A 235-nucleotide genomic window follows, 5' to 3' on the forward strand; every position below is an offset into this window, starting at 1 on the left:
AATTATAACACACTTGCCAGCAGGCTTCGTGACTTGTCCTATTTGAACAAAGGAATCACAATCACATTAACTGCTAACCGCCAACACGACGAAAAAGGCGAAATCCCTACCGAGAGCTTTTACAGCGATGCAGGATTAAAAGAATTCATTCGTTTTTTGGATGGTAATCGCGAACCGTTAATTGCCGATGTTATTTCAATGGAGGGCGAGAAAACTAACCTTCCTGTTGAAGTGT

The 235-nt window shown here is 41.7% G+C and carries 1 pseudogene; it reads left to right on the forward strand.

Annotated elements, in window-relative coordinates:
- Positions 1-235: pseudogene (locus ACY2RT_RS15685) on the forward strand (DNA topoisomerase IV subunit B); the annotation flags it as partial.

This window comes from Ulvibacter sp. 2210JD10-4 (assembly GCF_058148525.1).